General features: G+C 45.4%; 22 protein-coding genes. 12 read left to right on the top strand and 10 right to left on the bottom strand.

Annotation, left to right across the window (positions count from 1 at the left end; genetic code table 11):
- The first annotated feature begins 85 nt into the window (after positions 1-85).
- Entirely contained in the window at positions 86-859 is a 774-nt protein-coding gene (locus tag NBZ79_RS02620) for a DeoR/GlpR family DNA-binding transcription regulator (protein ID WP_420854572.1), read from the top strand.
- 4 nt (positions 860-863) lie between these two features.
- Here NBZ79_RS02620 and NBZ79_RS02615 read toward each other — a convergent pair whose 3' ends face one another.
- Positions 864-1,766: a DMT family transporter gene (locus NBZ79_RS02615; RefSeq protein ID WP_251935196.1), complete on the bottom strand. Its 903-nt coding sequence runs from the start codon at positions 1,764-1,766 to the stop codon at positions 864-866.
- Positions 1,767-1,928: 162 nt separating this feature from the next.
- On the opposite strand from NBZ79_RS02615, the gene NBZ79_RS19630 reads away from it, so the two are divergent.
- The 3 genes from NBZ79_RS19630 (at position 1,929) to hspQ (ending at position 4,415) form a co-directional block, all read left to right on the top strand.
- On the top strand, positions 1,929-2,318 hold the full coding sequence (locus NBZ79_RS19630) for a DUF805 domain-containing protein (RefSeq protein WP_420854557.1): 390 nt from the start codon (positions 1,929-1,931) through the stop codon (positions 2,316-2,318).
- A gap of 87 nt (positions 2,319-2,405) precedes the next feature.
- Positions 2,406-3,956: an AMP-binding protein gene (locus NBZ79_RS02610; RefSeq protein WP_256470277.1), complete on the top strand. Its 1,551-nt coding sequence runs from the start codon at positions 2,406-2,408 to the stop codon at positions 3,954-3,956.
- Between the two features lie 108 nt (positions 3,957-4,064).
- A complete protein-coding gene (hspQ, locus tag NBZ79_RS02605) occupies positions 4,065-4,415 on the top strand; it encodes a heat shock protein HspQ (RefSeq protein WP_251935191.1) in 351 nt (116 codons plus the stop codon).
- A gap of 32 nt (positions 4,416-4,447) precedes the next feature.
- Here hspQ and NBZ79_RS02600 read toward each other — a convergent pair whose 3' ends face one another.
- Positions 4,448-4,705: a PepSY domain-containing protein gene (locus NBZ79_RS02600; protein WP_251935188.1), complete on the bottom strand. Its 258-nt coding sequence runs from the start codon at positions 4,703-4,705 to the stop codon at positions 4,448-4,450.
- An 81-nt stretch (positions 4,706-4,786) separates the two neighbouring features.
- Here NBZ79_RS02600 and NBZ79_RS02595 point away from each other — a divergent pair, with 81 nt between their 5' ends.
- The 3 genes from NBZ79_RS02595 (at position 4,787) to NBZ79_RS02585 (ending at position 7,499) form a co-directional block, all read left to right on the top strand.
- Complete coding sequence (locus tag NBZ79_RS02595) at positions 4,787-5,560, top strand: glycerophosphodiester phosphodiesterase family protein (protein WP_251935185.1); 774 nt, start codon at positions 4,787-4,789, stop codon at positions 5,558-5,560.
- 64 nt (positions 5,561-5,624) lie between these two features.
- Positions 5,625-6,392 carry an SDR family oxidoreductase gene (locus tag NBZ79_RS02590; protein ID WP_251935182.1) on the top strand — a complete coding sequence of 256 codons (768 nt, stop codon included), beginning with the start codon at positions 5,625-5,627 and terminating at the stop codon, positions 6,390-6,392.
- 51 nt (positions 6,393-6,443) lie between these two features.
- A complete protein-coding gene (locus NBZ79_RS02585; RefSeq protein WP_251935179.1) occupies positions 6,444-7,499 on the top strand; it encodes an alcohol dehydrogenase in 1,056 nt (351 codons plus the stop codon).
- A gap of 83 nt (positions 7,500-7,582) precedes the next feature.
- Here the strand turns inward: NBZ79_RS02585 and NBZ79_RS02580 are convergent, their stop codons facing one another.
- From NBZ79_RS02580 to NBZ79_RS02555, 6 genes are all read right to left on the bottom strand, one after another.
- On the bottom strand, positions 7,583-8,797 hold the full coding sequence (locus NBZ79_RS02580; RefSeq protein WP_251935177.1) for an ABC transporter substrate-binding protein: 1,215 nt from the start codon (positions 8,795-8,797) through the stop codon (positions 7,583-7,585).
- A gap of 64 nt (positions 8,798-8,861) precedes the next feature.
- Positions 8,862-9,857, bottom strand: a complete 996-nt coding sequence (locus NBZ79_RS02575; protein ID WP_251935174.1) for a branched-chain amino acid ABC transporter permease — start codon at positions 9,855-9,857, stop codon at positions 8,862-8,864.
- A 4-nt stretch (positions 9,858-9,861) separates the two neighbouring features.
- On the bottom strand, positions 9,862-10,734 hold the full coding sequence (locus tag NBZ79_RS02570; protein WP_251935171.1) for a branched-chain amino acid ABC transporter permease: 873 nt from the start codon (positions 10,732-10,734) through the stop codon (positions 9,862-9,864).
- A gap of 10 nt (positions 10,735-10,744) precedes the next feature.
- A complete protein-coding gene (locus NBZ79_RS02565) occupies positions 10,745-11,458 on the bottom strand; it encodes an ABC transporter ATP-binding protein (RefSeq protein WP_251935169.1) in 714 nt (237 codons plus the stop codon).
- Positions 11,455-12,270: an ABC transporter ATP-binding protein gene (locus NBZ79_RS02560; RefSeq protein ID WP_251935166.1), complete on the bottom strand. Its 816-nt coding sequence runs from the start codon at positions 12,268-12,270 to the stop codon at positions 11,455-11,457. The genes NBZ79_RS02565 and NBZ79_RS02560 overlap by 4 nt, the downstream gene beginning before the upstream one ends.
- 305 nt (positions 12,271-12,575) lie before the next feature.
- Positions 12,576-14,735, bottom strand: a complete 2,160-nt coding sequence (locus NBZ79_RS02555) for a methyl-accepting chemotaxis protein (RefSeq protein WP_251935163.1) — start codon at positions 14,733-14,735, stop codon at positions 12,576-12,578.
- A gap of 425 nt (positions 14,736-15,160) precedes the next feature.
- Between NBZ79_RS02555 and NBZ79_RS02550 the strand changes: the two genes are divergently transcribed.
- The 4 genes from NBZ79_RS02550 to NBZ79_RS02535 all read left to right on the top strand — a co-directional run bounded on the left by NBZ79_RS02550 (position 15,161) and on the right by NBZ79_RS02535 (position 17,686).
- Entirely contained in the window at positions 15,161-15,904 is a 744-nt protein-coding gene (locus NBZ79_RS02550) for a class II aldolase/adducin family protein (protein WP_420854571.1), read from the top strand.
- Positions 15,905-16,205: 301 nt separating this feature from the next.
- Positions 16,206-16,853: a peptide-methionine (S)-S-oxide reductase MsrA gene (gene msrA, locus NBZ79_RS02545; protein ID WP_251935157.1), complete on the top strand. Its 648-nt coding sequence runs from the start codon at positions 16,206-16,208 to the stop codon at positions 16,851-16,853.
- Between the two features lie 107 nt (positions 16,854-16,960).
- Complete coding sequence (locus NBZ79_RS02540) at positions 16,961-17,116, top strand: DUF5993 family protein (protein WP_251935155.1); 156 nt, start codon at positions 16,961-16,963, stop codon at positions 17,114-17,116.
- Positions 17,117-17,125: 9 nt separating this feature from the next.
- Positions 17,126-17,686, top strand: a complete 561-nt coding sequence (locus NBZ79_RS02535; RefSeq protein WP_251935152.1) for a disulfide bond formation protein B — start codon at positions 17,126-17,128, stop codon at positions 17,684-17,686.
- A 104-nt stretch (positions 17,687-17,790) separates the two neighbouring features.
- Here the strand turns inward: NBZ79_RS02535 and NBZ79_RS02530 are convergent, their stop codons facing one another.
- Together NBZ79_RS02530 and NBZ79_RS02525 are read right to left on the bottom strand one after the other, a co-directional pair.
- Entirely contained in the window at positions 17,791-19,002 is a 1,212-nt protein-coding gene (locus NBZ79_RS02530) for an MFS transporter (RefSeq protein WP_251935149.1), read from the bottom strand.
- A gap of 184 nt (positions 19,003-19,186) precedes the next feature.
- The gene (locus NBZ79_RS02525; RefSeq protein ID WP_251935148.1) at positions 19,187-20,254 is read right to left on the bottom strand and encodes a sensor histidine kinase; all 1,068 of its coding nucleotides are present in this window, start codon (positions 20,252-20,254) and stop codon (positions 19,187-19,189) included.
- Between the two features lie 454 nt (positions 20,255-20,708).
- On the opposite strand from NBZ79_RS02525, the gene NBZ79_RS02520 reads away from it, so the two are divergent.
- Positions 20,709-21,623, top strand: a complete 915-nt coding sequence (locus NBZ79_RS02520; RefSeq protein ID WP_251935146.1) for a DMT family transporter — start codon at positions 20,709-20,711, stop codon at positions 21,621-21,623.
- The last annotated feature ends 1 nt before the right edge of the window (position 21,624 follow it).

The following is a 21,624-nucleotide window of genomic DNA, read 5'->3' as shown; positions in this document are numbered from 1 at the left end:
CTCACAGTATCTTCGTTTTTTGTTTTCATTCATTTTCGAACATGCCTAAATTGAATTTGAAATGGCGTCAGATGGAGGCACATGCGTGTATTTAAGTGAACGACAATCAGAGATCGTCGACTTAGCGAAAGCAAAAGGTAGAGTCCTTGTGGACGAACTGGCGACACATTTCGATATTACACCTCAAACAATTCGAATGGACCTAAATAGTCTTTGTAATGGGCGTGTTCTTGTTCGTTTTCATGGCGGTGCAATTTATCCAGACGGAAAAGAGAATGTAGAATATGAAGCGAGGCGCCAAATCGCTGCGGATGAGAAACGTAAAATAGGGCTGGCAACCGCGCAAATTATCCCAAATAACGCCTCCTTGTTTATCAATATTGGGACGACAACAGAAGCGGTCGGGCAAGCTCTGACAAATCACACTGGACTGATGGTGGTTACAAACAACATTAATGTAGCAAATAGTTTGCGGCTCTATCCGTCGATTGAAGTCGCAATTGCTGGTGGTGTTGTTCGTCGGTCGGACGGCGGTATTGTTGGAGAGGCGGCCGTTGATTTTATTAATCAGTTTAAAGTCGACTATGCCGTCATCGGTGCCTCAGCAATTGATCTGGATGGATTCCTGCTCGACTACGATTTTCGTGAGGTTAAAGTGGCACAAGCTATAATCGAAAATGCGCGACATGTTATTCTTGTTGCCGACTCTACAAAATACGAACGGCGCGCTTCAGTCAAACTGGGAAAACTTACTCAAGTAGATACCTTTGTAACTGACAGGGTAAAAGATCCGGCAATACGCAATATTTGCAATGATGGAGATGTCAACGTAATCGAGATCGACACGCCCGATTATTAGATTGCTAGCCGGCTCTGGTCAGGATAACTCCAAATAGGATAACCACCGCGCCGCATATCTGTACAAGTGAAAGTGTTTCGCCAAAGAACAGGACCGAGGTCAGAATGGCGACAACAGGAATAAAAAAACTATACACCATGCCGCGCGTTATACCGAGCCGGACAATCCCTGCACAGTACCACACGAAAGCCAGTGCAGCACCAAACACAGATGTTACCGCCCATGCAAGCCAGCCCGTTGAAGTGATACCGCTCCAATCTTGATCTATTAACCCCTGATGTCCGGCCAAACTTAAAATAACTGCACCGAACAGCATTGCCCAAGCTGTGACTAAAAGTGGCCCGCGACGGGATACAATTGGTGCTGAGATAAAAGTGTAAATAGCCCACATTAAGGATGCACCTACAATCAGTAAATCTCCTAACATAGATCCATGATCAATGACGATTTCGGTAAGGCTATTGTTAATTATAATCACAACGCCAAGGAAGGCGATGATTATACCGCACCAAGACATTAGGCTGGGTCGATTTCCCATTATTGCGGATAGCAGTGCCCCAAAAATTGGTGACGTTGTTATTAAAATCGATGCTTTTGATGCACTGGTGAAATTGAGGCCATAGGCCCACCCCCCTTGGAACAAGGTAATACCAAAAAAGCCGATAATAACGAGTAAGCCAACTTCTCGCTTCTTAATTGAAATGGCTTCCCTTCTCACCAACAAAATAATAAAGAGAAGCAGTGAAGCCGCGAGATATCTTGTGGCCGAAAATACGACCGGCTCCATGTAGGACAACGTAAATTTAGCAATGGGAAAATTGACACCCCAGGCAATAACCGCCGCAATTAGAAAAAAATCACCGCCGCCTAATATTCTGTTTTCTGATTTTGCTTCTTGTATAGTCATAAAGCCCGCTTCAGTTTTCTCTCATTGTACTCCTATTTGAAAAGAACCATACCGTTAAAACCCCCATATGAAGGACAGCCCCACGCTGATTTTTGTAGCGGGCGGAAAGGATATCTATTAATATAGCCCACAACCAGTAACTGAATTTAAAGGAGTGATATTATGGGAATGGTAGGGGCTGTAAAATCTGTACTTTCAAACTATGTAAATTTTTCTGGCAGAGCTGCGAGGCCGGAATATTGGTGGTGGGCTCTCGCTGTTTTTATCATCATGTTTATCGCCGGAATTCTTGATGCGGTCGTTATTGCCCCAATGCTTGGATTGAATGCTGTTGACGATGCGTCCGTCTCACCTCTCAGCGTTATAATTTTATTGGCAATTTTTTTGCCAAACCTAGCTGTTGCTGTGAGGCGCCTTCATGATACTGATAGATCCGGTTGGTGGATTCTTTTATTTCTTGTACCAATAATCGGATTCTTTTTACTTCTTTTTTGGTATGTCTCTAAAGGCACTGAGGGCGACAATCGTTTTGGACCTCCCCCGGTGTCTTGAGGCGATACATAAACTTGTTGAAGTCACTTCTCTGAGATCATATTCTTTGTCCTACATAAATAATAAAACTCGAAAAGAGGGCGGAATATGTATCCCGGAAAACACGCGCAGGAACACCCGAATAGGCCGGCCTTTATTATGGCGAATACGGGTGAAATGGTTACGTACGCAGCGTATGAGGCGAGAGCTAACAAACTCGCCCGACTGCTGGAAAACCATGGGCTTGTTTCAGAGGATCATTATTCCATCTTCATGGAGAACAACGCCTATTATTTTGAGTCTTGCGGAGCTGGTGAACGCTCAGGCCTCTACTATACCTGTGTCAATTCCTACTTAACTGCAGAAGAACTCGCTTACATTATCAATAATAGTGAGTCGAAAATTCTGATTACATCTGATGCGAAAAGGAGCGTTGCCGCCGAAGCATTGAAACTCTGTCCAAATGTTAAAATGGCAATAATCGTCGACGGAGAAAGTGACGATACGTTTAAGAACTTGCAAGATGCAACAGATGGTTTTTCCAGCGAGCCTCGCGAGAATGAGCAACTTGGACTCTCAATGCTTTATTCTTCAGGAACTACCGGTCAACCAAAAGGAATTCTCCGTCCCATGCCGGTTGGCAATTCACCCATTCAACAAATTCCATTGTACGAGTTCCTCCAGTCGTTATGGCAGTATCGCGAAGGAATGGTGTATTTGTCACCGGCACCGCTCTATCACTCTGCCCCGCAAGCAGCCGTGAACTTTTGTATCCGGTTTGGTGGTACAGCGATAATCATGGAGAATTTTGATCCGGAACAATATTTGTCGTTGGTTAAAAAGTATCAAGTAACTCATAGTCAATTGGTCCCGACAATGTTCTCTCGAATGTTGAAATTACCTGAAGAGATAAAGAGCAACGCTGATCTTTCCTCTCTGGAAATTGCCATACATGCAGCCGCTCCCTGTCCTATTCAAGTTAAAGAGCAAATGATTGACTGGTGGGGTCCGATCATACATGAGTATTATGGTGCAACCGAGGGATTGGGCTTCACCGCATGCAACAGCGAAGAATGGCTCGCCCATAAAGGCTCCGTCGGCAAAGTGTTGTTGGGTGATTTGCATATCCTTGATGAGGAAATGAATCCAAGTCCAAAAGGAACTCCGGGCACCGTATGGTTCAAGACAGCCTCGGAATTCGAATATTTCAATGACCCGGAAAGAACCCGGGAATCCATGTCTCCCGATGGTACAATGAGCACGGTTGGTGACGTCGGATATATCGATGACGACGGTTTTTTGTACCTAACAGATCGCGCCACTTTCATGATCGTTTCCGGCGGTGTAAATATCTATCCGCAGGAATGCGAAAACCTGTTGATTACGCATCCAAAGATTGCCGATGCCGCTGTATTTGGTGTGCCAAATGAAGATTTTGGGGAAGAAGTAAAAGCCGTTGTCCAGGTAATGCCTGGTGTCCCAACTAGCACTGAAATGGCCGAAGAGTTCATGGAATATTGCTTGCAAAATCTTTCACGCCAAAAATGCCCACGTTCAATTGATTTTGAAGAGCAGCTTCCCAGATTACCAACGGGAAAACTCTATAAGCGACTATTACGCGATCGATACTGGGGTGACAAAAAAAGTCGCATTCTTTGAGCGAATTTAAATTTTAGCAACAACAATTCCTTCTTGTCAGGAATAAACCTGTTTATTGATCTTGTCCCGTCAGTAAAGTGCATTACTATAGGTATAAAGGGTCATTTTTTGAGTACTTTTTCTAAGGATCGAACATTGAAAGCCGCAAAATTCGCTATTGGACAGATCGTGAAACACAGAATTTATCCGTTTCGTGGCGTAATTTACGATGTTGATCCAACATTTAACAATACCGATGAATGGTGGGAATCAATTCCAGAAAATGTCCGGCCTAAAAAAGATCAGCCATTTTACCACCTATTTGCTGAAAATGAACAAACGACTTACGAAGCCTATGTCTCGGAACAAAACCTTCTGGATGATGACAGTGGCAAACCTGTGTCCCATCCCGCTGTTAAAAATTACTTTTCTGAAATGCGGGATGGGCGATATATTTATTCAAATCGTCTGCAGTCGTAATTTCCAACTATTTTATCGATTGAAAGCTACAATCATTTTCGGACATCGCCCGTTATCGGATCGATTTTTATTTCTCTCTTTGATCCATACTGGTCCACATATTCAACTTCCCAGTAACCGTCATCATCCCAATTCACCTCATCAATGTAAGTTGGGCTAAACTGCCTTTCCACTGATTGAAGTACGTCCGAAAGCGCCATAGAGTTCGCCGGCGGTACTGAGGAAGCAAGGGCGGAAAAAGAAAATGTTGTTGCCGCCACAAATGGGATTATCATAAATTTTGTATACATAAACTATCTCCTGTAAATTTCTCTTTCTGCACAGGTATGTACTCATTCGGAAGGTTTCAAGAAGGAAGATTTAAGCTAATTATGGGCCTCTCTAACTCAATTTACCTGAATACCAGCGGCCCAATTGCAATCGCTCATCGGGGCGCATCTGCCGAACAACCAGAAAACACTATGGCGGCCTTCGAAGCGGCGGTTTCATTGGGTTATCGTTATATTGAAACAGATGTGCATCTTACTCGAGATGGTGTTCTCATTGCTTTTCATGACGACCGATTGGATCGGGTAACTGCAGAGAAAGGCAAGGTTTCCCAATTAAACTGGTCACAAGTTAAGCAAGCAAGGGTGTCCGGGTGCGAGCCTATTCCTCAGCTTATTGATATTCTAAATGCTTGGCCAAATCTGTGCGTAAATATTGATCCGAAGTCCGATAGAGCTGTTCAAGCTCTTGCCGAAACAGTTAAGCAATGCAAAGCGGAAGATCGTGTGTGCATTGGTTCGTTTTCAGGCGCGAGATTAAACAAAATCCGAAAGCATTTTGACGGCGCTGTCTGCACTTCAATGGGACCGATGGAAGTCCTAAAACTACGCTTGGCGAGCTTAACAATTCCAGGGTTTTCTGGTTTAGCAAAAAAATCACCTGCAAAATGTGCGCAAATACCAACCCACCAATGGAATATCCGCCTTATCGATAAACCATTTATCGACAAGGCACATGAACTGGGCCAAAAAGTTCATGTTTGGACAATTAACGACCGATCAGAAATGAACCGCCTCCTCGACCTTAATGTTGATGGCATCATGTCTGATGATGCTGCTCTACTAAAGTCTGTATTTGAAGCTCGTAATCTCTGGTAGCAATCAAGAAAAACCGCTACCATGAGCATCATAAAAACAATAAGAATTAGGGATAACCCGAACTATGAAAGTACAAAACAAAAATATAATCATCACAGGGGGCGCGAGTGGAATTGGTCGAGAACTCGCACGCCGATTTAGATCTGAAGGGGCCGCTGGAATTACGGTTGCCGATGTGCAGGAAAATGAGCTGCAGAAAGTTGCCGATGAGGTTAACGGGTTAGCTGTTGTTTGTGACGCCACGCAGGAATCAGACATTCAAAATTTAGTTCAATTGGCGGAAAACGCGCATGGGCCAATTGATATTTTTTGCTCAAACGCCGGTATAATTCGATATGGTTGGGAGGAAGCAGACAACGATATTTGGCAGCTTAATTGGGATTTGCATGTGATGGCACACGTTTACGCCGCACGTGCTGTTGTAGACAAAATGGTTGCTCGAGGTCAGGGATATCTTATCAATACGGCCTCTGCTGCTGGCCTGCTATCGCAAATAGATTCATCCACTTACTCTGTCACGAAACATGCTGCAGTAGCATTTGCCGAAACATTGGCTATTCGCTATGGCGATAAGGGTGTTGGTGTTTCAGTTCTCTGTCCGCAGTCTGTAAGAACTGCTATGGCTACAAGAGGCGGGGGATCGGTTGCCAGTGTGGACGGTATTTTAGAACCCGAACAGCTCGCAGAATGCGTTATCAATACAATTGATAAGGAAGAATTTCTTATCTTACCGCACCCTGAAGTTCTCAACTATATTCAGCGAAAAACGGCGGATTACGACCGCTGGATAAAGGGGATGAGACGATTACGCGACCGCTTTGTAAAGAACTGAGACATGTTTTGAAACCACATCAATAAACGATAACAACTTGGGAGAAAAGCCATGCATAGCCAACAAATTATCCAATTCGGAGAACCGCTGGAAGCAAGAGATTATCCAACTCCGGAACCGCAAGGAACAGAAGTGTTGCTTAAAGTAGATGCTTGCGGTGTTTGCCACAGTGATCTCCATATTTGGGAAGGATTTTTTGATCTTGGTGGTGGACAAAAGCTTGATTTGCTGCAACGTATGACACTGCCTTTTACCTTGGGCCATGAGGTCGTTGGTGAAGTGGTCGCGCTCGGTCCCGATGCAGAAGGCGTAGAAGTCGGTGACAAGCGCATTGTCTTTCCATGGATCGGCTGTCGGGAATGTTCAGTGTGCAAAGCAGGGGACGAACTTCTTTGTATGGCACCTCAAACGGTTGGAACACGATATAATGGCGGCTATGCAGATGAAGTCATCGCCCCGCATTCAAAATACCTTATCCCCTATGATGGTGTTCCGACAGAACTCGCCTGCACATACGCTTGCTCCGGTCTGACCGCTTATAGCGCCCTGAAAAAGCTCGCACATCTGCGAGAAGATCAATCCCTTGTCATTATTGGCGCTGGCGGCGTGGGCTTATCGGCAGTACATTTCGCTTCTTCAGTGACAAAAGCAAAAATAATTGTCGCCGATATTGACGCGACTAAACGGTCGATCGCCCGGCAATCCGGGGCGCATGAGACCATCGATAATGGTGATCCGGATGCAGTTGCCAAACTTATTGAAATGACTGGTGGTGGTGCCGAAGGTGCAATCGATTTCGTCGGTGCACCAGCAACCACAGAATTCGGTATAAACGGCCTTTGCAAAGGCGGGCATCTGGTATCAGTTGGTTTGTTCGGCGATTCACTTCCCATATCCCTTGCCATGATGCCTTTAATGATGAGAACTATCCAGGGATCCTATGTCGGGACGCTGGAAGAGATGCATGAATTGATGGAACTTGTAAAAGGTGGAAAGGTCGCACCGATCCCTTACGAGGTAAGACCATTGGATGAAGCACATAATGCGCTAATGGATCTTCAGGCAGGGAAGGTAAAAGGAAGAGTTGTTTTAAGCCCGACCAAATAGGGGCATTTTGAGCCAATAAAAAAGGCAAAGGAGAATATCCTTTGCCTTTTCTTTTTTCTCACTACAGAGAATTATTAAAAATACTAGTTCGCAGAAACCACCTTACCAATCGGAACAAGGCGCTCACCGTTAAACTGAACCGGCATCATCTTCTCAATTGGATAGAAGTCTGTTGCGCTGGTTTCGATAGATACACCCGGCAAGAACATATCAATTTCCATATTGAGGTTCGCGGCTTCCTTCATGACATTTTCACGAGTTAAATTATCGCCGGCTTGCTCAAGAACTTGCACCATTGTTTGAGCAACGAGATAACCATAAACGTTAAAAGTATTCAAAACATCGCCGTCCGGATAATACTCTTCCATCCAAGCTTTCCATTTCGCATAGGCTTCTGTCTGCTGTGTATCAGGAGAAGTCGGGTCCTGATAATATTGAAGCGAAATGATACCTTTTGATTTATCAAATCCGGCGGGTTTGTAAACTGAACCAACAGAGTTTGAAACAGAATTGTTCAAAAAGACCGGATCCCATTCCAGCTCACGCACTTTTTTGATTGCCTGGGCTGCAAATTTTGGTATCGATACATTATAGAAAACATTGGCGCCGCTATTTTTCAGCTTGATGATTTGCGAGCTAATGGTCGGATCAGTCACTTCGTAGCTTTCTTCTGCAACGATCCATTCGCTTGCTTTATCACCAAGTTTATCCTTCAGACCTTTGACATAATCTTTGCCGTAATCGTCATTCTGATACAGGATCCCAATTTTCGGGTCCTTCACATTTTCCATAATATAAGCACCGAACAATCTACCTTCTGTTTGGTAGCTCGGCTGCCAACCCATTGTCCAAGGGAAATTTTCTGGATCCCCCCATTTTGTTGCGCCTGTTGCCACAAACAACTGAGGAACTTTCTTTTTGTTCATGTAGTTGTGAACAGCAGAGTTCGTTGGCGTGCCCAATCCCTGAAAAATCAGAAGAACTTTATCCTGCTCAACCAATTTTCGCGTCTGCTCTTTAGTTTTTGGGGGGCTGTAGCCGTCATCAAGTGAGATAAATTCAATCGTCCGCCCGTTGACGCCACCTTCTTTATTCACTTTGTCAAAATAAGCACTGATCGATTTACCAATCGTGCCATAACCCGCTGCAGGGCCACTATATGGATTTGTATTACCTAGCTTAATGCTGGTATCTGTAACGCCTGGTCCATAGGCCTTTTCAGCAACAGCTGAGCCTGCCGCAAGTCCAATAGCAGCGACTGCTGCCAAGGCTAATGTAAATTTTCTCCCGGTATTCATTGGTACCTCCTGTTTATAGTTGCCGTATTTTATACGGTTACACTCTACGCACGCTGCTGAGCATTCAGAACATTTTCTTTATTCGAACTCTCAGTATGTTTACCAAACCCGCTATTCCCGAGGGCATGACATAAATCACCAATATAAGGATAACGCCAAATACGGCATAAGAAAGGCCTGTAGATACTTCTTCTGCAATATTAGGCACCATCAATATGAACAATCCGCCAAATATAGCTCCCCAAATAGATCCGGTTCCGCCAACGACTAAGCCAATAAATAGCAGGATGGAAAGTTGGAAGGTAAAGCTGTCTGGCGCAACAAACTCGATGACAATCGCACTTAACGCTCCAGCGATACCAGTATAAAATGCGCTCACACCAAAGGTCAGAGATTTATACAAAGACGTATTGATGCCCATAGACGCAGCAGCAATGGGATTGTCCCGAATTGCCATCATAGCTCGGCCGGAACGACTATTAATCAGGTTCCACGCTACCCAAAACAGTAAAAGCATTATCCCGAAAGTAATCAAATACCACCATTGATCCATACTAATTGGCAGAATTGCAGGGACATCCGGACGAAAGATATCAAGTCCTTGCACGCCTCCGGTCAATTCTTCCAGATGGGAAGATTTCAATATTTGCGGAACGGCGACCGCAAGCGCAAACGTCGCTAGAGCAAGATACAACCCTTCAAGCCGTAGTGCCGGCAAACCGAAAAGGAATCCCGCAACAAAACAGACAACGCCGCCGATTGGTATGGTCACATATACCGGCCAATCCAAGTGATAGACCAGAATTGCTGCTGTATAGGCGCCCACTGCATAAAAAGCGCTATGGCCCAGAGAAAACTGACCGTTAAATCCGGTCAACAGGTTCAATCCTAATATGGCAATCGCATATATCATGACCAGCGTTGCCTGAAAGGATGTATAGCCCTCAGTAACGAATGGCAGCAATATGCCCAATATAATAAAGAGGCCAACCCATTTAATGTTGATCTTAGCGCCAACGGTTAATCTAGGGTCAGTATTTGTTTCTACTTCCGTCGTCATGCTACTACACCCTGGTCACAATGGATTTACCAAACAGTCCGTTCGGTTTGAATAAAAGAACCGTCACAATCAAAACAAGAGCGACCGTCAATTTCAGTTCACTGCCGATAGCAGGAATATAGGTGCCCGCGAGATTTTCAATGATCCCAACAAGGAAGCCCCCCGCAACCGCGCCGCCAGGGCTGGTGATGCCGCCGACGATAGCAGCGGCAAAGCCGTACAGCAAAATCCCTAGCATCATATTTGGATCCAGGAACACAATGGGAGCGATCATCATGCCTGCAACTGCGCCAATCGCCGCTGCCAAGCCCCAACCTAACGCCAACATCCAGCCGACACGGATACCAACAAGTTCAGCAGAATCCGGATTTGCGGCGGCGGCCTGCATGGCCATTCCAATACGGGTGTATTTAAAAAAGCAGAATATTGCGCCAAGCAGGAGGAGCGTCACAAAGAACATTCCCACTTCATGCAATCCAATAAGACCACCGAAGGATCCTTCCGGGAACGGCGACGGGAAGGTCTTGATCGTATGATCCCAAATCGCACCGGCCAAACTATTGAAAATAGCGAGCAGGCCAATAAAGACAATGATATGGCTCAAAACCGGTGCACTATGCAATGGCTTAAAGATAATCCGCTCAATTGTAACGCCTGCAGTAAAGGAAATTACAATTGTGAGAAGAAAGGCAATCCAGTAGGGAATACCGACAGCAATCATCGACCAGCATATATATGTACTGAACATCGCCATTTCGCCTTGAGCGAAATTGAAATGGTCAATAGCTTGATAAATCATTACTACGGCAAGTGCTAAACAGGCGTAAATTGCACCATTTGCTATGCCTGTGAGTATTTGTTGCAAAAATAGTTCCATGGGAGCTTGCCTAATACCCTAAATAGGACCGGCGAACGGTCTCGTTTTCAAGAATTGATTCTGACGTACCTGAAATAACGATGTTGCCAGTTTCCAGCAGATATGCGTGATCAGCAAGTTCAAGTGCGAGTGCCGCATTTTGCTCAACCAGCAGCATGCTGACGCCATCCTCAGAATTGATTTTCTTCAATATTTCGAAGAGCTCCTGAACAATCAGAGGCGCCAATCCAAAAGAAGGCTCATCCAACAAGAGCAATCTCGGTCGCAACATCAAAGCCCGACCAACAGCAAGCATTTGTGCTTCACCACCGCTGAGTGTTCCTGCCTGTTGGTTTCGCCGCTGCTTCAAGATAGGAAAATAGGAATAAACCCGCTCAATGTCCTCTGCGATTTCCGCTTTTCCATTGCGCGTATAAGCACCCAGCTGCAGGTTATCTTCCGTTGACATCCTCACGAATGTCCCCCGACCTTCAGGAACATGTGCGATTCCTTCACGCGTTATTTCAGCCGGCCGCATGGAACTCAATTCTTTGCCACCGAGCGTAATCTCACCGTTACGGGTCACCATTCCGCTAATGGCGCGCAATGTCGTGGTTTTTCCAGCACCATTCGCACCTAGAATTGTTGTTACACCACCGTCTTCGAGGCCGAAATCCAATCCATGCAGAGCTTTTGTCGGGCCATAGGAAGCTTCCAAGCCTTTTACTTCAAGTAACCTGCTCATTTCTTGCCCGTCCCCAGATACGCTTCAATTACATCAGGATGTTCCTGAATTTCGCGTGGCGCACCTTCAGCAAGCTTCTTACCGAAACTCAATGCGACAACTTTTTCAGAAACTTCCATAACCAGCCCCATATGGTGCTCAACCAAGAGGACCGTAGTCCCGAACTCATCCCGTATCTTCCGAATAGTCGCGACAAGGTCTGAAAGTTCGTTATGGTTCAGGCCGCCAGCAGGTTCGTCCATCATCAGAAGCTTAGGTTTGCTCATCAAAGCTCGCGCGATCTCTAATCGCTTTTGAACTCCAAAGGGAAGACCGCCAATGAGCTGCAACGCTGTTTCCTGAAGACCCATAAAACGTAAAACGCTCATCGCACGATCGCGCAACTCCCGTTCCTCGCGCCGCGTCCAGGGAAGATGTAACGCATTACTTACGTAATCTGTCTTACCTGTTGGATGACCGCCAATCATAACATTGTCCAGCACACTTAAATTCGCAAAAAGCGCCAAATTCTGAAACGTACGGCCAATTCCCATAGAACTCATTTTATGTATGGGGCTTTGAAGGATTGATTTTCCTTCGAACAAAATATCGCCCGAATTTACGTTGTAAAGCCGGCTGATACAGTTGAACAAAGTTGTTTTACCGGCACCGTTGGGGCCGATTAGACCAACGATTTGGCCTGCGGGTATGTCAAACGAAACGCCATCCAAAGCAATAATACCGCCGAAATGGACGCTAACATCCTGAACACTTAGCAGCGTATCTGTCACGACAGAAGTAGCTGAATTTGTACTCTCTATTTCATTATTCACGCATTACCATTGGCTGCGCCAAGATCCCAGATGCACGTTCTACTCAAATTCGAAAACGCCTCCGGACGCCTAGGCGCCCACCTCCCAAAAAAACGTTATTCTTAATTATTGTTTGCTAACACTGACTCAATTGTTTTCATTTGGCCAGTAAAAAAAATCATTTTTTTTTGGAATGTTGGTGAGCAATGTGGAAAACCACACATAAGAAGCCACCGGTTTCGCCGCATATTCTCACTAAAAAAAAGGTGACATTTTCAGAAACTTCTTTCCGGAAAATATCACCTTATCTGTGTATGTGAGTCCCTTTAACTTGCACGCACCTGAGCTAGAAACCGCTCAACTTCTTTATCGAGGCTGGAAACTTCTTGCGCAAGCTGATCGGACACTTCCTTCACTTGCGTAGCCGTATTTCCCGTGCTCGCTGCAGCCTCATTAACTGACGTTATATTCTGAGAGACTTCTTGAGATCCTTGCGCTGCCTGCTGTACGCTCCGACTAATCTCGCCAGTTGCCGAACCTTGTTCCTCAACAGCCGCAGAAATTGTCGTCGCAATTTCATTAATACTACTAATTGTTGATGTAATACCGCCAATTGCCCCGACAGCATTCCCTGTTTCTTCCTGAACAGCCTTAATTTGTTCAGAAATTTCCTCGGTTGCCCGTGCGGTTTGTGTTGCCAGGTTTTTAACTTCACTCGCAACAACGGCAAAGCCTTTGCCGGCATCTCCAGCTCGGGCAGCCTCAATTGTAGCATTAAGTGCCAACAAATTCGTTTGCCCTGCAATATCATTGATTAGGCCCACGACATCGCCGATTCTTGATGCTGCTTCATTCAAGCTGTTGACCATCACATTGGTTCTCTCAGCTTCGCTTACAGCTTCGTTTGCGATGCTGGAGGCCTGGTTGACCTGCCGACTAATTTCATTGATTGAAGAGGAAAGCTCTTCCGTCGCTGCTGCCACTGAGTTTACACTGGAGCTGGCCATATCTGATGCTGAAGCTACAGTCGCAGCCCGCTGGCTTGTTCCGGCAGCCGCTTCCGACATGGATTGCGACATCACTGTCATTTCAGAAGTTGCCGCAGCAAATTTTTCGACAAGATGCTTTACACTGCCTTCGAAATCATCAGCAAGCTGGTTCTTTTCTGACTGTTTGGTTGCTTCCAGCTCCGCCAGGTTCTGCTCTTTTTCCTGACGAGCTTTATCCTCGGCGATACGTTGTTCTTCTTCGCGTTTGATTTTTTCCTCTTCGCGCTTCTGACGCTGATCTTCTGCTTCCCTGCGCGCTTCTTCTGCGTCGCGCGCAGTATCTCTAAACCCAACTAACGCATACCCCATTCGCGCAATCTCATCGTTTCCGTCACGATAGATGCTTGAAGCAAGATCACCTTCAGATAAGCGCTGTGCGGAACCGACAAGCAACATCAGCCGTCGCACAATATTTCCGCGAATATAGAACCAGCCAATAGCGATTGCCGCCAATACGCCAATTAAGGCACAGACCAACAATGTCATTTTTGTATCGTTCGCCAATCCAACATTTTGTTCAGCGGCATTACTTACAGAAGCTTCAACCTCTTCAACAAATGCATTAACATTTTGGGTAAGTCCGGCTGCAAGGAACCGTGCGCCCATTACAACTTGCTGGGCTGTCGCAGCAGCTTCCAGCTCCTTTGTTCGAATGCTGAAAATGTTTTCGGTCGTTACTTTTCCATCAACTTTTTTACCTGTCACACCAATTTCAAGAAGCTCATTGAAGATTTGATTGAGGATTTCAGTTTGCTCATTCGAAGTCGAATTTTCGAGCTCGGCGAGTGGTGACGACATCGTCGCAATTGATGACAAGAAATCCTCTTCTAACTTAGCAACTGATTTCACATCCTCAGCCTGGAGCCCTTCTGCAAGCAGGCTGATCATCAGATACCCGTTGCTTTCAAATGAATATACATTCTCCTGGAATTTCAGGATTTCCAAGCCTGCAGAAGAAAGCTCATCTGTATTGTATCTTGGCCTCGTTCCAGACAATGCTGTGTCGACGGACGTATCCAGCAATTCATTCCAGGCATCAGCATTTTCAATAGCTCTTATTCTCAAAGGCACCAGCAAAGAACTTAAACTTGTATCTAGCACGTCTCCCACCGCTCCCAAGCGATCAGCGACATCTGTACGGAGCAATGATAAGGAAATACGTTTCTCTACTTCTTCGTTCAAGCGAGCGAACAAAGGAGAGAGTTTTTGCAAACTTCCGTCTATTTTTTCGAGCGCCGGATCCCCTGCCATGAAATCATTGAGTGAACCAAGCCGGTCAACCGCTTGTTGCACGGCAGTCGAGATACTTTTGTAGTTTTGACTGCGCTCTGAATCGGAAACGGAGTTACTCAACTGCGGCGCAGCTGCAGCTAACAAAGTCGTTTCATTTGCAAGTTTTAAGGCCAACGATATAGATGGGACTTTTTGTGTAGTCATATCTGTTTGTGCACTTGTCAAGTTTCCAAGACTAATCCAGCTGATTACTGAAATGCCGACCATCAACAAGGCAACTACAGAAAATGCAGATATAAGTCGAAATCCTATTCCGTATTTCGAGTATTTAATATCGGTTTCTGAATCTTTATTATTTGATTTTTTTGTAAAAATCTTTGTGATTTTCCCAACTAGAACGTTTTTCAACGAAATATTCCTCTTCACTGTAAAGTATGAGGGCACATTAACCTTAAATCTGTTAAGAAGTAGTTATCGGAAAACGATTAAAAGAGAATGCTGTGTTCTTTTCTAAGTTTTCGCTACAATTCAAAAAAAATCTGTTGGGCCATCAGCTTTACCAAAGTCCAAACCAGTAAGAGCAAAGAGGAGAAAATTCCGTGAATTTAACATCTGTCGAAACAACATCCATGCGAAATCGTGTCAGTGATGAAGAATGGAAAATACGGGTAGATTTAGCGGCAGCTTATCGCCTGGTCGCCTTGTATGGCTGGGATGATATGATATTCACCCATATTTCAGCCAGGCTTCCCGGGGATGAAGGGCATTTTCTGATTAATCCTTATGGATTGATGTTTGAAGAAATGACGGCTTCTTCATTGGTTAAAGTTGATATGAACGGTGATGTTGTCGGTGAAAATGCGTATCCCGTAAATCCCGCCGGTTTTACAATCCATTCGGCAGTTCATGAAGTACGACATGATGCGGCGTGTGTCATGCATTTACATACAGCAGCCGGTACTGCCGTCGCCACGCAGGAAGATGGTTTGCTGCCACTGAACCAAACCGCATTAGTGATCCGTGAACAAATTGCATATCATGAGTATGAAGGCATTGCCCTCAATCATGACGAGCGCCCGCGGTTGCAACAGGATCTGGGCCCGGACAAAAAGCTGATGTTACTTTGGAATCACGGCACACTTGCACTCGGGGAAACAATTGCAGACACATTTTTAGCCATGTATTTTCTGGAGCGGGCTTGTGAAATGCAGGTTGCAAGCCTAGCTGGCAATCGCAAGCTCCATTATCCCACTGACGCGGTAAAGAACCTGACGGCACAACAAGGAGCTCATGGTCTTACCGGAGTATCCGGTCTAGCTTGGCCTGCCTTGCTGCGAAAACTCGATCGCAAAATGCCAGGATATGCCGAGTAGAAAGATATTATTTTTCCAAAATACCCACCAGAGGTAAATATCCCATATCGTCAACGCCTTCAGCGAGATATTCCCCTGTCGTTGAGTATATGTACAGCAAAGTAATCAGCCTTGAGTGACTATGATAATTTAGAATGACGCATACAGGAGATCGTCCTTTTCGACCCGTAATGCTAATTGTTATGAAAATTGCTTCGCTGAACTGGCAAATTTGTGAATTCAAATTTTCGCGAGATGGGCTAGCAATTTTTACCGTGCTTCGCCAGTTTCCAGTTAATGCATTATTATGGGAGACCATCGAATGAAAAGTATGATCAAGCAGCTTGGCCGCGTATTCTTGGTATCAATGGCAGCTATATTTGGAGCATCGTTTATTACTTGGTACGCGCAAGCTACAGACAATACGGAATCTGTCATTCTTGCAGGCGGTTGTTTTTGGTGCGTGGAATCTGATTTTGATAACGTTCCTGGTGTCTTAGATACTGTGTCCGGCTATACCGGCGGCTCCGTAAATGATCCAACATATAAAATAGTCACAGCAGGTGGTAGTGGACATTTGGAAGCTGTTAAAATAACCTTTGACCCCGACATTGTAACCTATCAGGAATTACTGGAAATTTTCTGGCGCAGTGTTGATCCGACAGATGACGGCGGGCAGTTTTGTGACCGAGGAGAGAGCTACAAAACGGCAATTTTTGTCAATTCTCCGGAACAACGACAAGACGCAGAAATTTCCAAGGAATTAATTGAAGCGTCCGGCGCTCTGAAGGGCTCGATTGTCACACCTATAATCGATGCGACAACTTTTTATCCATCTGAAGAATATCACCAGGATTATTATACGAAGAACCCAATCCGTTATAAATATTATAGATATAGATGCGGCCGGGATGAAAGAGTACGCGAAGTTTGGGGCGATCAAGCCTATCGCGGTATTTCCGAGCATTAAAATAAAACTGCATTAAAGGACGGTGCGCGAAAGCGTCCCGTCTTGACGTCATGCGATCGGTACGAGACAATACCCTTATGCCGGATAGAATTATAAGGGGCTGATCTATGGCCAGTTTGCTTTTCTTGATGTTTTTCGTAACCATGGCACTCGCCCTGATGAACAAGGAAAAACTTTCCTTTATTGCATTTGGACTTTCCATCGCCGCGAGCTTGTTCTGGTTTCATCATCATGCAACTTCTACGCTCAATATTCAGCTGTAGAGAATTGACATGACAAATCCAGCAGATACAAATTTCTTTAGAAACCTGAATGCTCTTGGAACACTCGCCGTTTCAGGGGTTCTGATCACAGCATTATATGATCAGTTTGTAAGTGGGGACTTACCCTGCCCCCTTTGTTTATTGCAACGCGTCGGCTTTGTCGCAGTCATGAGCGGCCTTGTGCTGAATATTGTCAAAGGACCGAAAGCTGACCATTATTCGATTATGATAATCGCTGCTTTTCTTGGCGCCGCAATTTCTCTAAGGCAAGTCAGTCTTCATATTATCCCCGGAACACCAACCTATGGCGATCCGTTTTTCGGCCTACATTATTACACATGGGCTTTTATTGTCTTTGCAGTCATTATTCTGGGAACGGCCATAATTGCAGCCTACAGCACACAATATCATAAACAACGGTACATCAAGTTTTCTGACCAAACTGTTTTGTGCAAAATTGCACTTGTCATTGCATTTAGTGTTGTCGCGGTATGTGCAATAGCCGCTTTCGCGGAATGCGGACCGGGCGCATGCGCAGAAGATCCAAAAACATATTGGTTGTTTAACTGATAAGCGACGTTAAACAAAATCGGTTTGTACAACGTCCTATATTGATCAAAGGGAAATAAAATCTGACCTGCCACACCGTTTCCGTGGCATTAAAACCTACATCTCTATATGGACGACATTTTGGTAATTGCACCTTTTAAGCGAAGAGAAATGACAAAAATAATGCATAGATTCACAACCCCGGCTGCAGAGGCGTAGGCGAATGCGGCTGTGTAGTTCCCGGTGAGGTCATAGATATATCCGCCCAAAAATCCCCCCAGGCCCATGCCAATCATGCCAAAGAAGATTCCAAATCCCATCGCACGGCCCGTCATGCGAGGCGGCGTCATCACTTGCAAATTCACAATCAGAGACGTCATAACGCCGGAATAGAAAAAACCGAAAATCACGGCAAGCCCATATAATCCAATCAAGTTCGTTATCTGAGGAAACCATATGGCCGAAACGGTTTGTCCTAACGACATCAAGGCATAGGTTCGAAGGGCACCCAAGCGGTCACAAAGGCCGCCGCCAGCAATTCGTCCAAACACACCAGAAATCATCAATACCATAAATATACTTGCTGCTGTTTTTGGATCAAATCCCATGTCAGAAGCCAGGGCTACGACATGTACAATTGGCACCGCCATACATTGGCAGCAAAATATAATAGCTATCCCTAACCATGAGATCACTTCGGCGGGTTTCATTGGATAGTGATCCTGCGGCGCTGAGTGGTCTTCCGGATTATTGATCGCGGCTATCCTAGTCGGGGATTCTCGAACCATCCAGGCGAGTGGCAACCCCAAAATCAGAAAAATCACCCCTAAAACATAATACGCTGTGTCCCACCCATATCCCGACGTAATCAATCTGGCCAGAAACGGGAATACGCCCTGCCCAAAAGCACCGCCTGCAGCGACGACACCAATGGCCAATCCCCGCTTATCGGTAAACCATTGGCCAACCGACGCCATCAATGGCGCTCCGACGGCGCTGAACCCTAATGAGCCAAACAGAAAATAGTAGAGATAAAATTCCCAAAGCGTTTGCATTCTACTTAGCAGTACCATTGCTAAGAACATGACGACGATCCCCATAAGGGCAAGGCGCCGCGCTCCGAACTTATCTGCAATATATCCGAGGAAAATACTGGAAATAGCACTGGAAAGCGCCATCGAGGTATAGCCAAAAGAAACTTCAGCACGGGACCAGCCGAATTCTGCACTTAATGGCTTCAGGAACACGCCTACACTGCCGAGCCCACCGAAAGCAAATGTGCTCAACATGAAGGCGATCCCGACCATTATGACACCATAATTGGGCGTGGAGCGCATGCTGATGGTCCTCTTTTTATGTTTTTATTGCGCCTGTTTTTTGATTGGCGCGAGGATGTTCAGAATGAACGCCCATCTTTGAAGTAGCAAGATAAATCGAGATAGAGTGTGATTATCGCCACAAACAAGGGTTTCGGAAAAATCAAATTCCTCCTTCCTGTAAGCCAATTGTTTTGTCTATCTGCTAAATTGCCCGCTTCGCCAAAACGTTATATTCAGGCCGATCTGGTATATCCGAAGGACGCACACGTAATCTCTCTGCAGGAAAATGCGCAATTGCAACTGTACCCTCTTCAAGTTTACTTGAGAATTCAAAGGTCCCACCATGTTCCGAAATTATCAATTGAACGAGAGAAAGCCCCAGGCCCGTCCCATCTGAATTTCGGGAATATTTGTCATCCACCTGGCCAAACTGCGACAACGCGTTTTCTATATCCTCATCGTCAATGCCAATGCCCGTATCAACAACAGAAACATACATACCAGCATTCTCGTTCAGACCGACCGACAACGTCACCCGTCCGCCTGGATTCGTAAATTTTATGGCATTCGACAACAAATTGGAAATGATCTGGCGAAGGCGGGTATCATCTGCATACAGGTAGGGAAGGTCCTCGGCGATATTGACCGTCAAGCTTACATCAGCTTCCCTGGCTGTGAGCGACAGCATATTCACGCAAATTTCTGTGGCAGATTTTATATCGAAGGCTTCTTCGTACAGCCTTAGCTTGCCTGCTTCAATTTTTGCGACGTCAAGAATGTCATTAATTAGATCGAGTAGATGCTTACCTGACGTATGAATATCATGAGAATATTCTCTGTAAATTGGCGAACCGATTGCACCAAAGGACTCGTTTTTGAGGATATCTGAAAAACCTAGAATTGCATTGAGTGGTGTCCTAAGTTCATGGCTCATGTTGGCAAGAAACTGCGACTTGGCGGCGTTGGCAACTTCAGCATCCGTTTTTGCCTGAATAAGCTTGCGCTCCGTTTGCTGCCGCAAATCAATTTCCTTGCTCAAACTTTGGATAGCCGGCAGCCAGGAGGAAAGCCCTTTTGCCGCCAATACGCTGCCAGGAAAATAAAAGACAAGTGCCATCGCTGTTCTGTAATTAACCGCATATGAAAATTGCTGCATATTTGACATATTAAGCGCCAATATGACTTCGGTCGCATAGTCCACAAACGTTCCCAACGCGATCAGGGAAACGCCCCACATCATAAAGTGGTACCCTTTGTCGACAGTGGTCATTCTTTTCCGTCGCCAGAATAGGAAAAGCGGCAGTGACAATACGCCGACAAATACTATCAAGCTCGGATGAAAAAAGGCAGACACTATTTCCATAAAATCCATTGGCTCACAAAAAACACCGTAAATCTTTAGTACTAATCCTTCCAATATAGGACGCAGTCCCTAATAAACCCTGAACAGACATAGGCAATTGTGGTGACATAATTACTTTAAATTTTATGTAACTGCTTGATATCAAGGGAGTTCACCAACAAGCCTGTCTCATAAAAATCATCACCACTCAAGATAGCGATCGCATAACATAATTTGTCGATAGCTCCCCAAACCCTTGCAAATAAATAACTTTCATACGCGTTAACATTGGCCTGCCTCGACAAGTGATGGTAATAAGGAGCAATACTCGGTACGCTCTCTTGCTTACGACCTCAGAAAAAATAATAAAAATGAAACGATTATGACCGTCGCCCAATCCCTCAAAGACAGTAAAACTTTTCAAGGTATTGCTTGGATGGTCTTAACGAGTTTTCTTTTTGTCGGTGTCACCTGTGTTGTCCGCTATCTGGGAACCAGTATGGCTGCAACTGAAACAGCTTTTATACGTTATTTATTGGGAACCTTGATGATCCTGCCGTGGGTCATACGTCAATGGGGGGGAAAACTAGAAGCACAAACAATCAAACTTTACGTCATTCGAGCGTTGGTACATGGCGTCGGCGTCATGCTCTGGTTTTTTGCTATGGCACGTATACCTATCGCTGAAGTAACAGCTATTGGCTATGTTTCGCCAATATTCGTCACCATAGGTGCTGCTTTATTTTTGGGCGAAAAACTCCATTTACGACGAATTGGTGGTGTTCTTTGCGCATTGGTAGGGGCGCTCATTATTCTGCGCCCCGGTTTTCAGGAAATCGGTTTGGGCCAGTTAGCACAGCTTTGCGCCGCCCCTCTGTTCGCAGCTTCATTCATCATTGCCAAGAAACTAACCGGTACACAAAGTTCCATTGTGATTGTCGGGATGTTGTCAATCGGTTGTACGATTACCTTATTGCCCGGCGCGATCTTGCAATGGCAAACGCCAACCGTGGAAGAAGTGTTATGGCTAGCCCTGACGGCAGCTCTTGCAACTGCTGGACATTATACGCTGACTAAAGCATTTCAGGCGGCCCCCATCACCGTGACACAACCCCTTGGTTTTCTACAACTGGTTTGGGCTGCACTTCTGGGGATGCTCTTGTTCGGCGAAGCACTTGATCCATTTGTATTTATTGGCGGCGCAATCGTCGTTGGCGCTGCAACATATATTTCACATCGGGAAATGCAGGTTGCGCGCCAGCAGCGCACGCCGCCGGCCATGGCAACCAAAATGTAAT

Origin of the sequence: Sneathiella marina, from assembly GCF_023746535.1 — a bacterium.
Lineage (GTDB): Bacteria > Pseudomonadota > Alphaproteobacteria > Sneathiellales > Sneathiellaceae > Sneathiella > Sneathiella marina.
This window is presented reverse-complemented; position numbering and strand designations above follow the sequence as displayed.

Bases quoted from the DNA above. Each gene is read 5' to 3' on its own strand.
- NBZ79_RS02615 (WP_251935196.1), bottom strand. From the start codon at position 1,766: ATGACTATACAAGAAGCAAAATCAGAAAACAGAATATTAGGCGGCGGT.
- NBZ79_RS19630 (WP_420854557.1), top strand. From the start codon at position 1,929: ATGGGAATGGTAGGGGCTGTAAAATCTGTACTTTCAAACTATGTAAAT.
- NBZ79_RS02610 (WP_256470277.1), top strand. From the start codon at position 2,406: ATGTATCCCGGAAAACACGCGCAGGAACACCCGAATAGGCCGGCCTTT.
- NBZ79_RS02600 (WP_251935188.1), bottom strand. From the start codon at position 4,705: ATGTATACAAAATTTATGATAATCCCATTTGTGGCGGCAACAACATTT.
- NBZ79_RS02595 (WP_251935185.1), top strand. From the start codon at position 4,787: ATGGGCCTCTCTAACTCAATTTACCTGAATACCAGCGGCCCAATTGCA.
- NBZ79_RS02590 (WP_251935182.1), top strand. From the start codon at position 5,625: ATGAAAGTACAAAACAAAAATATAATCATCACAGGGGGCGCGAGTGGA.
- NBZ79_RS02585 (WP_251935179.1), top strand. From the start codon at position 6,444: ATGCATAGCCAACAAATTATCCAATTCGGAGAACCGCTGGAAGCAAGA.
- NBZ79_RS02580 (WP_251935177.1), bottom strand. From the start codon at position 8,797: ATGAATACCGGGAGAAAATTTACATTAGCCTTGGCAGCAGTCGCTGCT.
- NBZ79_RS02575 (WP_251935174.1), bottom strand. From the start codon at position 9,857: ATGACGACGGAAGTAGAAACAAATACTGACCCTAGATTAACCGTTGGC.
- NBZ79_RS02570 (WP_251935171.1), bottom strand. From the start codon at position 10,734: ATGGAACTATTTTTGCAACAAATACTCACAGGCATAGCAAATGGTGCA.
- NBZ79_RS02565 (WP_251935169.1), bottom strand. From the start codon at position 11,458: ATGAGCAGGTTACTTGAAGTAAAAGGCTTGGAAGCTTCCTATGGCCCG.
- NBZ79_RS02555 (WP_251935163.1), bottom strand. From the start codon at position 14,735: ATGACTACACAAAAAGTCCCATCTATATCGTTGGCCTTAAAACTTGCA.
- NBZ79_RS02550 (WP_420854571.1), top strand. From the start codon at position 15,161: ATGCGAAATCGTGTCAGTGATGAAGAATGGAAAATACGGGTAGATTTA.
- msrA (WP_251935157.1), top strand. From the start codon at position 16,206: ATGAAAAGTATGATCAAGCAGCTTGGCCGCGTATTCTTGGTATCAATG.
- NBZ79_RS02540 (WP_251935155.1), top strand. From the start codon at position 16,961: ATGGCCAGTTTGCTTTTCTTGATGTTTTTCGTAACCATGGCACTCGCC.
- NBZ79_RS02535 (WP_251935152.1), top strand. From the start codon at position 17,126: ATGACAAATCCAGCAGATACAAATTTCTTTAGAAACCTGAATGCTCTT.
- NBZ79_RS02530 (WP_251935149.1), bottom strand. From the start codon at position 19,002: ATGCGCTCCACGCCCAATTATGGTGTCATAATGGTCGGGATCGCCTTC.
- NBZ79_RS02525 (WP_251935148.1), bottom strand. From the start codon at position 20,254: ATGACCACTGTCGACAAAGGGTACCACTTTATGATGTGGGGCGTTTCC.
- NBZ79_RS02520 (WP_251935146.1), top strand. From the start codon at position 20,709: ATGACCGTCGCCCAATCCCTCAAAGACAGTAAAACTTTTCAAGGTATT.